The following is an 11,338-nucleotide window of genomic DNA, read 5'->3' on the forward strand; positions in this document are numbered from 1 at the left end:
ATCTAGTGCATCTCGCCACTTCGTGTTTCGGGTAAATGGCGGAACCAATAGTGGCTAAAAAAGCATTCGGCTTGGGAAGAGCTAGGACCCAAAAGAGGGATGCTTAGTAAGCAATTTTGCAACGCTCTTGGTCGAGTAGGTAAAGCTGCTTTTCTGCTGCAAGAGTGGTGAGGGTATTGTCAAATTCGAGCCGGTGTTGAGCGTTGAACTCGCGCCTCTTGATGGCCTCCAAAAAACGTCGCGTGTCTTCTGACGTCTCTAATAATAGTCCAGGTACTACTGTGGGTTTGCCGACGTCATCCTTAGCTACCATCGTGAAGTAGGAGGTGTTGGTGTGCTTCACGCTTCCGATCCGAACGTCTTCGGCAATGACCTTGATACCAACCAGCAGAGAGGTCCTGCCAACGTAATTCACCGAAGCCAACAAAGAAACCAGCTCACCGACTTCGACTGGTTCAAGAAAGTTGACCCCATCGACGCTGACCGTAACGCAGTAAGTGCCCGCATGTTTGGAGGCCGCCGCATATGCTACCTTATCCATCAACGAAAGCAAGATGCCGCCGTGGATCTTGCCGCCGAAGTTGGCGTAAGCCGGAATCATCAGCTCCGTAAGCGTGACGCGAGAATGAGACACCGGCCTGAATTCCGGTAGGAGGGAAGAAGCCATAGATAAAACAAATTAGTTATTGAGGTGTAGCCACATCGACCCAAGAGGGCGCAAGAGTAAGCGCACCTAAATAAGCTGCAAAGCTCACACGGCAAACAGTATGTATCTGGAGTTTATAGTACAGCTAGGACAGATGCACTTGTAGCGCGGCAATCCGTTCCGCGACAGGTACCGCAAGTAGCAATACTGCATTGCATGAGTCTAAGGTATAAGCATCACTCCGCTCGTCGCAGAACAAATTTTCGTGCTAGACCCGTGTACAGATGCTCTGGCCTGAAAAGCTATGGTATTCTTTTCTAAAGTTAGCCTTTATGCCCACACGTAATCGAAGCATCTCGCGTGCTGACGTAAGGGTGGTATTTGCCGCATGAGCGAGACGCTTCGAAAAGCTTCAGCATGATGGGTCCTGACCTTCTAAACAACTTCTACAGAAAGACCACTTCCTTAATCACAGCCTCACCAACTTCAGAGTTGATGAGTTCCATAACCCGGGTCTTTGCCATTACTAGCTCGTGCTTGAGCGGAGCAGAAGTAAGACGAACGAAGAGCTTGCCATTACTCACGTATACCTCCTTGGTCTTCAAAGCAACGGCTTTCCCCATTACCCGCTCCCAACTCGAAACGACCGTCACCTCATTCAGCTTGCCTTGCAAACGGTAGGCCTTGAGCAAGGCTTTGATACTGTCCTTGAGAGACACAATATCTCCCTTGCGAGAGTTTTCGAAGGAGCTAGGTTTTTTCAAGGTCGATAGGTATAATAATGCGCGAGAAAAGGGTCCGGCAAGGCGAACAGTAAAGATAGGCACGGCCGAACCTACAGTGCTACTACCGTTCCTCTTTCCACCCGAAAACGGCTGACTTGCTCTGTTAAATTAGCCAGTGCCCGGTCGGTACGGTCGAGGTGGGTGTCAGTCAGAAATACTTGGCCAAAGGTGTGGTCGGCTACTAACTGGAGCAAACGGGTGATGCGCTTCTCATCGAGGCGGTCGAAGATGTCGTCGAGGAGGAGCAGGGGTTTGTGCTGCTTGCGGGCAGCCAGTATTTCGAACTGTGCCAGCTTTAAGGCAATGACATACGATTTCTGCTGACCCTGCGAGCCGTAGCTTTTAACCGGTAGGTCGTCCATCAGGAACACGAAGTCGTCTTTGTGAGGCCCAACGGTAGTGCGTTGTAGCGTAAGATCCTTGCGCTCGTTCAGGCGGAGGAGCTTATTGAAGTCGGCCTCCAAAAGCTGCGTCTTATAATCGAGTGTGACGACTTCGCGGCTATCGGCGAGTTGCTGGTAGTGGCGCTGAAATACGGGGGTGAACTCCCGCAGAAATTGCTGCCGCGCTTCCATAATCTTTTGGCCAGCCGATACGAGTTGCTCATCTAGTATTAGTAGGTACTCCCGGTCATAGCCACCCTGGCGCTCGGCAGCTAGCTTGAGCAAGGAGTTGCGCTGGCGCAGAATGTGGTTGTAGGCAATGAGCAGCTCCAGGTACTCGTGGTCGAGCTGCGAGATGAGGCTGTCGAAATACTTGCGGCGCTCTTCGCTGCCTTGCCGGATCAGGTCAGTGTCGTAGGGGGAAATAAGTACGGCCGGATATCGACCGATGTGGTCGGATATTCGTTCATAAGGTTGTTTGTCATGCGTCACCGCTTTCTTCTGCCCGGCTCGTAAGCTAACCTGAATAACCTCAGTAGCGGGCGGCGACTCCGGAGAAGCAGCTGAATCAGCGGACTGCTGAAAACGTCCTTTCACGACAAAGAACTCTTCGTCCTGTTTTATGCTTTGGATATCGGCAGTAGTGAAGGCGCTTTTCGTAAGAGACAGATAATGGATGGCATCGAGCAGATTGGTCTTGCCGCTGCCGTTGTCACCCACAAAGCAATTGATACGCGGAGAGAGGCGGAGATTGGCTTCGCTATAGTTTTTGAAGAACAATAAGTGTAGGTTTTCTAGAATCATGCGAGGTTCGTAATTGCAATCCTTTTACGTACTTTCGCATCCCAAACGCGAATAACTGAAAGCAAGATGGCGGAGACGAAAGTAAAGGCTGCCCCCAAGGCTTCCAATTCGGCGAAGAAAGCGTCGACTACGAAAGCCGCATCCAACAAGCCCAAAGAAGCGGCAGCCGAACCTATACGGCAGCCTGATCCAATGTTGCCCCCTTCCAACCCGGAAGCAGAAGCGGCCACTGGCTCGCCTAAGGCAAGCAGCCCAGCCAAACCAGAGTTTCCGAAGGAGACCTATCTGAGTTGGTACGAGCAGATGCAGCTCATGCGGAAGTTCGAGGAGAAGGCTGGTCAGCTGTACGGTCAACAGAAGATTAAAGGTTTCTGTCACCTCTATATCGGGCAGGAAGCCTGCGTGGCCGGAGCCGTATCGGCCCTGACCAAAGGCGACAAGTGGATTACCGCTTACCGCGACCACGCGCACCCGCTGGCGCTTGGCACTTCGCCAAATGCCATCATGGCTGAACTGTTTGCAAAAGCTACAGGTTGCTCGAAAGGCAAAGGCGGCTCTATGCACATGTTCGATAAAGAGGTGAACTTCGTTGGTGGTCACGGCATCGTGGGCGGTCAGGTTCCGTTAGGAGCGGGCCTAGCCTTTGCCGAGAAATACAACAAGACCGGCAAACTCTGCATCTGCTACATGGGTGATGGTGCCGTACGCCAGGGTGCTCTGCACGAAGCCTTCAACATGGCCATGCTCTGGAAGCTGCCCGTCATCTTCGTAGTAGAAAACAACGGCTACGCCATGGGTACCTCGGTGCAGCGCAGTTCCAACGTAACGGAGCTCTTCACTCTAGGCGAGGCCTATGACATGCCATCGGAGCCCGTGAATGCCATGAACGTAGAGGACGTGCACAACGCGGTAGCAAGAGCCGCTGAGCGCGCCCGTGCCGGCGAAGGCCCAACGTTCCTGGAGTTCAAGACTTATCGCTACAAAGGCCACTCCATGAGTGACCCTGCCAAGTACCGCACCAAAGAAGAGCTGGAAGACTACCGCTCGCGCGATACCATCGAGGCAGTACGCCACACCATCCTGACAAACAACATGGCAACCGAGGAAGAACTCACTGCCATCGACGAAAGGATTAAGGCGCAGGTACAGGAGTCGGTTGATTTCGCTGAAAGTTCGCCGTACCCAACTGCCGACGAGTTGTACAAAGACGTTTACGTACAGCAAGACTATCCTTACATCCGCGACTAACTTTTATTGGCGCGCAGACGCACCCGGTTTTGGCCGTTGATGACCTAGCAATTACCTCATGTCGAAAATTCCATATACCAATAAAACGCCTGGCGCCCGTCAGCCTCAACAGCAAGTTGCGGCCGACCCGCTACAGCCCCTCGAAAGCTATAACCCCGAGCATCCGCTATTGGAAGACCCGGACGCGTTAGCTACCCGGCTCGTAGAGACGGAAGACTTCATACGGCGTAAGAAGGGTATACTGCTCGGCTTACTTGCCGTGTTGGTATTGGCGGTAGCCGGAGCTTTTGCTTTTTTCACTTGGCGTAATTCGCAGGACACCAAAGCGCAGGCGGCCATGTTTCAGGCCGTGAATTATTGGGAGGCCGACTCGCTCAAGAAAGCCATGAAAGGCGATGGTCAGTACGTTGGACTGGAGTCGGTGGCGAGCGAGTACAGCGGTACCAAAGCAGGCAACCTCGCCAACTTCTACGCCGGTGTAGCCGCCCTCAAGCAAGGCCAGTACAAAGCTGCCGCCGATTATCTGGAAGACTTCTCATCAGATGACCTCCTGATACAAGCCCGGGCTTACGCACTACTAGGCGATGCCAATCTAGAGCAGAATAAGTACAAGGAAGCCGCTGACTTCTACGAGAAGGCGGCCAACCACAACGCCAACGAGCAGTTCACGCCGGCCTACCTGATGAAGCAGGCTACCGCTCTGGAGCTAGCTAAAGACAATGAAGGCGCGGCTAAAGCCTACGACCGGATTCTTACGGAATACCCCAACTCATTTGAAGTGACTGAAGCTCGTCAGTATAAGGCCCGCGCTGAAGGCTTAGCCAGCGGAAAATAAAGACCAGCTTTCATTGAGAAGCAGAGAAAGAAAAGGACGGTTTAATAACCGTCCTTTTCTTTTGTCCGGTAAGTTGCCTGCCTAGCATCATAGCGCCTTTATCGGTAGCAAGAGTAACTAGAGTAACTTTGAGGGCAACAACCAAGCAACAACATCCACGATGGCCACAGCGCTGAAAAACCTAAGCGAATATACCTCCGACCAGTTTATTGATATTTCTGAAAAGCGCTTTGGCTTGGTGGTAGCCGAGTGGAACCGCGAGATAACCGACACCCTGGCTAAGGGGGCTTATGAAACCCTCATTAAACACGGCGCTAAGGAGGAGAACATCTTTCGTAACACAGTGCCCGGCAGCTTCGAGCTAACGCTAGGAGCGCAACTGCTAGCCCAGCACGAGGAGATTGATGCCGTGATTTGCTTAGGAGTAGTAATAAAGGGTGAAACCAAGCACGACGACTATATCTGCCACGCAGTAGCCAACGGCATCACCAACGTGGGGCTGAAGTTCAATAAGCCGGTCATCTTTGGTTTGGTCACAACCAACACGCTCGAGCAGGCTTGGGAACGGGCCGGCGGCAAACACGGCAACAAAGGAGTTGAGGGTGCGGTGGCGGCCATCCATATGCTTGGCTTCTAAGCTCCTCCATGAGTAAACTTACTATTAAGCTTTTATAGAACTTACACGGATTATCCAACAAAAGCGTAGCTTTGCGCCCGAAAATAGCCAGGTCTAATCTGCTTGGTTTGGATGAAAGCCAGTTATAACATAAGATTCGGGTAAACTAAATTGCCTGTTTTGCTGTTGAGGCCACATCCTAGAATCTAGTCGGTTGTGCCGGCAGCCTCTTCATTGTTGAATCCTAGTTTACTTTTTCTTACCCGACATGAGTGACGAAACTATGCGCTATTCCAGGGAGGATTTGGCCGAATTCGAGCAAATCATCCAGGAAAAGCTGACCGCCGCCCGCAAAGAGGTTGTTTTCATCAAAGAAACCTTGAGCCGCAAAAACGATTCAGGTACCGACAACACGGCTTCGTCGTCGAAGGTACTTGAGGATGGTGCAGATACGGCTGAGAAGGAGAGCTTGAACCAGTTGGCTTCGCGCCAAATGAAGTTCATTCAGCAGCTCGAAAACGCTTTGGTACGCATCAAGAACAGCACCTACGGCGTGTGCATTGGCACCGGCAAGCTGATTCCGAAAGAGCGTCTGCGGGCTGTACCGCACACGCAGCATTCCATCGAAGCCAAAATGGCTCGTCGCGACTAACGACGAACCGTAACCACACGATGCCCGGACTACCGGCCGGCTTCTCCATGCGTGGAGAACGGGCTGCTAGTCCGGGCACTGTTTTCTGCCGTCTTTCGTTAGCCCCGAACAGACGTATTTGAGTAGTTAGGTTCCTGCTTGAACAGCAGCCAACTACTTGATATCTGTGTTTTATTACCTCATACTACTTTTCACCTGTACCGTAGCGATACGGAACTCATACTTGCAACCATGGGCAAGAAGCACAACTCCGGCGATACGCCGAACCGCCGTGGCCGCACCGAGCGGCCGTCTTCCGGTAATACCGGCTCAGGCTTTTATCAGAAGTTCAATACACCACGGCCCGGCGCTGATCGAGACAGCCGCGGGGATGCTCCGCGCTCTGGCGGCTCCGGTGACCGGGAGCGTTCGGGTGGTGCTTCACGCTACGGCGACAACACCGACCGCAACGCTGGCACTGGCGCACGCTCCGGCTTCGGCCGTAGCACGGGTGACCGGCCCGGTGGGTTTGGTGGTCCCAAAAAGTTTGGCGCTGGTTCTGGCGGGTTCGGTAGGCCCGCGGGTGGTGGCTTCAACCGCGGCGGCGAAGGTGGCTTCGGCGGCGGCTACAAAGGCCGCGACAACAACAGCGGGAGCCGCCCTTATGGTAATCGGCAGGAGGGTGGAGCAGGCCGTTCGTTTGACCGCAACGCGCCCCGCCGCGACGATGATCGTCGGACCGATGGCTACGGCGGCAACTTCCGTAATTACGACGAGCGTCCGGCCCGCCCATTCGAACCCAAGAAAACTTGGAACGGTCAGCCTTACCAGCAGGAGGGGCAGCCGGCCGTACCCCGCGGCGGTGCCGGTGAGCGGAACCGGAAGTTCATTAAGGCAGATCCTAATCTAAAAGACAAAGCTGCCCCGATAATTCCCCGCGAACCAGACTTCAACCGGGAGCCACGCGCTACGGAAAAGCTAGGTCCGGACCGGGATATTCGGCCGGCTCGACCATTCGATTTTCGGGGCCGTCCGGAAGAATTTGACAACAGCCGCGAGGAGCGCCCCCGCAGCAACTACGGGGAGCGGCGTGAAACCGGCTTCGGCACCAGCGCCGGAGAACGGAGCAGTTTCGGGAACCGCAGCTACGGCGAGCGGCGCGAAGGAGGCTTTGGTGCCAACCGTTCGTCTGGTGGTCAGCCAGAGCGTGGCTACGGCAACCGGCCCGCTGGCCAAGGCTACGGCGAATCGCGCCCGACCCGTCCTTACGAAGAGCGCAACGACCGGCCCGCCCGTCCGTTTGGAGAGCGGCCCGAGCGCTCCGAGCGTTCATTGCGCCCTGACACGCGCCAAGGCCGCGATGCAGCAACGCCGCATCGTGCCGATAAAATGAAGCGTGGCGAAGTAGCCGGCCAAGCTCCCGACTACAAGAACCTCAAGTACTACGACCAGGATAAAAGCCGGGGCAACAAGCGCCGCCGCGAAGAGGAAGAAACCGCCAACGGAGAAGTACGCCTAAACCGCTACATCGCCAACGCCGGTATCTGCTCGCGTCGTGATGCCGATGCGCTGATTGCGGCCGGCGAAATCAAGGTAAACGGGGAGGTAATAACGGAAATGGGCTACAAGGTGCAGCCCACCGATACCGTACAATACGGCAAAACCAACCTCAACCGTGAGAAGCTGGTGTACGTGCTGCTCAACAAGCCCAAAGACTTCATCACTACCACCGACGATCCGGAAGGCCGCCGTACGGTGATGGAGCTGGTAAAGGAAGCGTCGAAGGAGCGCATTTTCCCGGTGGGCCGACTCGACCGCAACACCACGGGTTTGCTGCTCTTCACCAACGATGGGGAGGTAGCGCAAAAACTTTCGCACCCTTCGCACCGCAACAAAAAGATCTATCAGGTAGAACTAAGCCAGCCGCTAACGCCAGAACACCTCGGGCAGATTGCGGCGGGTTTGGAACTGGAAGACGGCAAAGCCGAAGTAGACGACGTGGCCGTAGTGGCAGGCAACCCACACTTTGTGGGCATTGAAATTCACATTGGCCGCAACCGGATTGTGCGCCGCATCTTCGAGCACCTTGGCTACGAAGTGGTGTCGCTGGACCGGGTGCAGTATGCAGGCCTCACCAAGAAGGACTTGCCACGTGGCAAATGGCGCTTCCTCAACGAGAAAGAAGTTATCCGCCTGAAGTACTTCATGTAAGAGTAGCAGGTGAGGAGGCAACAAGTAACGGGTTGTGAAGAGCAAGGGCAACCAAAGTATTTCAGACAACACGCAACCTTGCCGTCTGAAATACTCTCTTCCATCTGACGGCCTAAAAGCCAGCTAACTACCGCGTAGTTTGCTGCCTCCTCCCTTGCCACCCTGTTCCTCACAATACCTGCCCGTGCGCACCCTCACCCTCGATATTGGCAACACAGCTGTGAAGTACGGTTGCTTCGAGGATGATGTGCTGCTTGAAACAACGGATTGTACGCCTAGCGAATTGCTAGCTGTTATCCAGCGACTAAAGCCCGAGCATGCCATTGTGTCTTCCGTAACGGCTACCACTCCTGAGTGGACCAGTTTACTGAAGTCGGAGTTGAAGGGTACGGTACTGGAATTTAAACCAGCTACTACGCCCTTGCCGTTGCAGAATGCCTATGCTACGCCGCATACGCTTGGCGCCGACCGGTTGGCTGCCGCCGTAGGAGCAGCTTGGCGACGGCCCCGCCAGGATACGCTGATTGTGGATGCGGGCACCGCCATCAAGTGCGACCTAGTGCAGGGCGGGCACACGTTTCGAGGCGGGAGTATTGCGCCGGGACTACGGTTGCGGTTTCAAGCGCTGCATACGTTTACGGGGCGGCTGCCGTTGGTGGAACTACCAGCTGACCTAGCGGCTCTGGTGCCGCTAACCGGCGACAGCACTACCACCGCCATTCAAAGCGGTGTGCTAAACGGGGCGGCCGCCGAAGTGAACGGATTGATTGACAGATACCGGGAGCAATTTCCGGAACTAGGAGTGGTATTGGCCGGCGGTGACGCAGCCTTTTTCCAACCCCGGTTGAAAGGCCTTATCTTTGCCATTCCGGAGCTTGTCTTAATAGGGCTCCACCGCATATTAGCTTACAATGTTGAACTCTAAATACGCTGGCCTGCTCGGACTGACGCTGTTGAGCCTCGGAGTTGCCACCCGCAGCCAAGGCCAACGACTCGGCAATTCGCCCTACTCCCGCCTCGGTCTGGGCGATACGTATTTCAATACGGGTGGTGTCCGCCAAACGGGCATGGGAGGAGTGGGAGTGGCCGCGCCTAATGGCGTGCAGGTTAACGACCTGAACCCAGCCCTGCTCTACTACATGAACCGCACCACTTGGGAAGTGGCCGTGAACGGCCAGTACAAGACGGTGCGCAACAATGTTCAGTCGCAGAAAACGGGTAGCGCCACGTTGGGCTATTTCGCGCTGGGCGTGCCACTTTCCACGCGCTGGGGGGCCGCTATTGGGCTTAAGCCGTTTAGCTCCGTTGATTACGAGTCGGTGCAAACCAACACTCTTAGCGACCAGACACTGGTGCAAACTCGCTACCAGGGCCAAGGCGACATATCGGAGGCTTACTTCGGACAGGGTATCCGCCTAGCCAAAGGCTTATCGGTAGGCCTCACGGCTTCTTATATTTTCGGTAGCGTTGACTTATCGACTGGTACGCAGGTACAAGTCAATTCTGCTGTTGACGACAGTCGGGTGGTAAGGTTAGACCACGTTCATTACTCGGACTTCAAATTTAGAGGCGGTATCCACTACCGGGGCAAATTCAGCGACAAGCTCAACTACAATCTGGGCGGCGTCTATGGCTTTCAAACCAACCTCAACGGGGAAAGGTTGCTAACGCAGGAAACCCAAAATGCCGATGGTAGCCAAATAGCTGGCGCCCAACCCGTGACCCTGGCCGATGAAAACGGCTATGCTGTCGTGCCCGCGCTAGGACAGTTTGGTATCAGCATCGACAACAATAAAAACTGGTCGCTCAACGCCGATGTGGCGCAGCAGCAGTGGTCGAAGTTCCGCTCGTTCAATGAGCAAGGCGGCACAGCCGGAGTGCAGTTGAGCAACACGGTTCGCGGAGCAATAGGTGGAGAGTACGTTCCCGATCCAACTTCTGTTGAAAACTACTTCAAACGGATTACTTATCGGGCAGGTATTTCGGTGGCGCAGATGCCTTACCGGCCAGCCGGCCAGCCGCTCTATGATCGGTCGATAAGCTGGGGCTTTTCGTTGCCTGTCTCAGCTTCGCCGCTCGAAGCTTCTACGGTTAACCTGAGCTTCACCTATGGGCAGCGGGGCAACGTTGATGTGAACCGCGTAAGTGGTGGTGAAGAGCGCAATATCAAGGAAGATTACATTCGGGCGCAGTTGGGAATTTCGCTTAACAACCGGTGGTTTATCAAGCGTCGGATTGAATAAGCTATCCGTTCCTGCCATGCCAACCTTTCGTTTGATGTGCTTGTTGCCTAGCCGAGCGGCACTGCTATGGCTGCTGGCCGGTTCGTTGGTGGCGGGCTGCAAGAAGTCGGAGCCTGAAGCTACCAAGGGAGTAAAGTACAATGGCCCCTTGTTGGAGTCGACGAACGTGCTGACACTCTACAGTGACTCCGCCAAATTGCAAGTCCGGTACACGGCCCCGCTCGAGCAGCAATTCGAGAATGGAGACCAGCTTTACCCGAAAGGATTGAAAGTAACCTTCTTCGATAAAAGCGGCTTGAAGGTGGTAAACACCTTGACCGGTAAATACTGCAAGTACGAGAAGGTGAAAAACCTTTACACCATGCGCGGCGACGTGCGGGTGAACAACGAGGAGCAGCAGCAGCGCATGTACACCGAGGAGCTGTTCTACGACAAGCAGAAAAACGTGGTCTACACAGATTCCGCCACTTTTGCGCAGTTTGTAACCCCCACCGATTCCTTAACCGGCTACGGCTTGATTTATAACATGACCACGAGCCGTTACTTGTTTAAGCGGCCTGCCGGTCAGTTTATTGTTGAATCGTCTAGCACTCCTCAGTAGAAGTTATGCGTTTCGATAAGTCCTTGTTGCGCACGATTTTGTTTTCGATAGGCGTAGTTTCCTTTGTAATTGGGACTTATCAAACGGTGCTGCAAAACGATAAAAACGCGTTGCGCGACAACTACTGGTTGTTCATGATATCGTTTAGCTGCGTGATGCTGTTCCGGTATTTGAAGTCCAAGGAAGACGAGAAAACCGCACTAAAGAAACCGGTGAAACCGTCGACAACCAACGCCAAACCAGTGCCACGCAACAAGCGCCGCGGGTAGGTGGTGAGGTGGTGAATTTGTGGCGTTGTGAAGTTGCTGTTCTAACCGTGAAGATTGAGCAGCAAC

12 protein-coding genes are annotated in these 11,338 nt (G+C 54.3%); 9 read left to right on the plus strand and 3 right to left on the minus strand.

Features of this window, described 5'->3' with window-relative positions; all coding sequences use genetic code 11:
- Positions 1–103 precede the first annotated feature (103 nt).
- The 3 genes from VF639_RS11555 to recF form a co-directional block, all read right to left on the minus strand.
- Positions 104–667: an acyl-CoA thioesterase gene (locus VF639_RS11555; protein WP_331146062.1), complete on the minus strand. Its 564-nt coding sequence runs from the start codon at positions 665–667 to the stop codon at positions 104–106.
- A 425-nt stretch (positions 668–1,092) separates the two neighbouring features.
- Positions 1,093–1,410, minus strand: a complete 318-nt coding sequence (locus VF639_RS11560; RefSeq protein WP_331146063.1) for a DciA family protein — start codon at positions 1,408–1,410, stop codon at positions 1,093–1,095.
- 71 nt (positions 1,411–1,481) lie between these two features.
- A complete protein-coding gene (gene recF, locus VF639_RS11565; protein WP_331146064.1) occupies positions 1,482–2,618 on the minus strand; it encodes a DNA replication/repair protein RecF in 1,137 nt (378 codons plus the stop codon).
- A gap of 192 nt (positions 2,619–2,810) precedes the next feature.
- On the opposite strand from recF, the gene pdhA reads away from it, so the two are divergent.
- The 9 genes from pdhA (at position 2,811) to VF639_RS11610 (ending at position 11,272) form a co-directional block, all read left to right on the plus strand.
- Entirely contained in the window at positions 2,811–3,866 is a 1,056-nt protein-coding gene (pdhA, locus tag VF639_RS11570) for a pyruvate dehydrogenase (acetyl-transferring) E1 component subunit alpha (protein ID WP_331146065.1), read from the plus strand.
- Positions 3,867–3,924: 58 nt separating this feature from the next.
- Entirely contained in the window at positions 3,925–4,701 is a 777-nt protein-coding gene (locus tag VF639_RS11575) for a tetratricopeptide repeat protein (protein WP_331146066.1), read from the plus strand.
- Positions 4,702–4,861: 160 nt separating this feature from the next.
- A complete protein-coding gene (ribH, locus tag VF639_RS11580) occupies positions 4,862–5,338 on the plus strand; it encodes a 6,7-dimethyl-8-ribityllumazine synthase (RefSeq protein WP_331146067.1) in 477 nt (158 codons plus the stop codon).
- A 247-nt stretch (positions 5,339–5,585) separates the two neighbouring features.
- A complete protein-coding gene (locus VF639_RS11585; protein ID WP_245120319.1) occupies positions 5,586–5,969 on the plus strand; it encodes a TraR/DksA family transcriptional regulator in 384 nt (127 codons plus the stop codon).
- 231 nt (positions 5,970–6,200) lie between these two features.
- On the plus strand, positions 6,201–8,159 hold the full coding sequence (locus tag VF639_RS11590) for a pseudouridine synthase (RefSeq protein WP_331146068.1): 1,959 nt from the start codon (positions 6,201–6,203) through the stop codon (positions 8,157–8,159).
- A 139-nt stretch (positions 8,160–8,298) separates the two neighbouring features.
- Positions 8,299–9,084 carry a type III pantothenate kinase gene (locus tag VF639_RS11595; protein WP_331146069.1) on the plus strand — a complete coding sequence of 262 codons (786 nt, stop codon included), beginning with the start codon at positions 8,299–8,301 and terminating at the stop codon, positions 9,082–9,084.
- A complete protein-coding gene (locus VF639_RS11600; RefSeq protein WP_331146070.1) occupies positions 9,071–10,402 on the plus strand; it encodes a BamG family beta-barrel-assembly machinery protein in 1,332 nt (443 codons plus the stop codon). The genes VF639_RS11595 and VF639_RS11600 overlap by 14 nt, the downstream gene beginning before the upstream one ends.
- A gap of 16 nt (positions 10,403–10,418) precedes the next feature.
- The gene (gene lptC / locus VF639_RS11605; protein ID WP_331146071.1) at positions 10,419–11,003 is read left to right on the plus strand and encodes an LPS export ABC transporter periplasmic protein LptC; all 585 of its coding nucleotides are present in this window, start codon (positions 10,419–10,421) and stop codon (positions 11,001–11,003) included.
- Positions 11,004–11,008: 5 nt separating this feature from the next.
- On the plus strand, positions 11,009–11,272 hold the full coding sequence (locus tag VF639_RS11610) for a hypothetical protein (protein ID WP_331146072.1): 264 nt from the start codon (positions 11,009–11,011) through the stop codon (positions 11,270–11,272).
- The last annotated feature ends 66 nt before the right edge of the window (positions 11,273–11,338 follow it).

The sequence above is a fragment of the Hymenobacter sp. genome (assembly GCF_036387835.1).
Taxonomy (GTDB): domain Bacteria; phylum Bacteroidota; class Bacteroidia; order Cytophagales; family Hymenobacteraceae; genus Hymenobacter.

Bases quoted from the DNA above. Each gene is read 5' to 3' on its own strand.
- VF639_RS11555 (WP_331146062.1), bottom strand. From the start codon at position 667: ATGGCTTCTTCCCTCCTACCGGAATTCAGGCCGGTGTCTCATTCTCGC.
- recF (WP_331146064.1), bottom strand. From the start codon at position 2,618: ATGATTCTAGAAAACCTACACTTATTGTTCTTCAAAAACTATAGCGAA.
- pdhA (WP_331146065.1), top strand. From the start codon at position 2,811: ATGTTGCCCCCTTCCAACCCGGAAGCAGAAGCGGCCACTGGCTCGCCT.
- VF639_RS11575 (WP_331146066.1), top strand. From the start codon at position 3,925: ATGTCGAAAATTCCATATACCAATAAAACGCCTGGCGCCCGTCAGCCT.
- ribH (WP_331146067.1), top strand. From the start codon at position 4,862: ATGGCCACAGCGCTGAAAAACCTAAGCGAATATACCTCCGACCAGTTT.
- VF639_RS11585 (WP_245120319.1), top strand. From the start codon at position 5,586: ATGAGTGACGAAACTATGCGCTATTCCAGGGAGGATTTGGCCGAATTC.
- VF639_RS11590 (WP_331146068.1), top strand. From the start codon at position 6,201: ATGGGCAAGAAGCACAACTCCGGCGATACGCCGAACCGCCGTGGCCGC.
- VF639_RS11600 (WP_331146070.1), top strand. From the start codon at position 9,071: ATGTTGAACTCTAAATACGCTGGCCTGCTCGGACTGACGCTGTTGAGC.
- lptC (WP_331146071.1), top strand. From the start codon at position 10,419: ATGCCAACCTTTCGTTTGATGTGCTTGTTGCCTAGCCGAGCGGCACTG.
- VF639_RS11610 (WP_331146072.1), top strand. From the start codon at position 11,009: ATGCGTTTCGATAAGTCCTTGTTGCGCACGATTTTGTTTTCGATAGGC.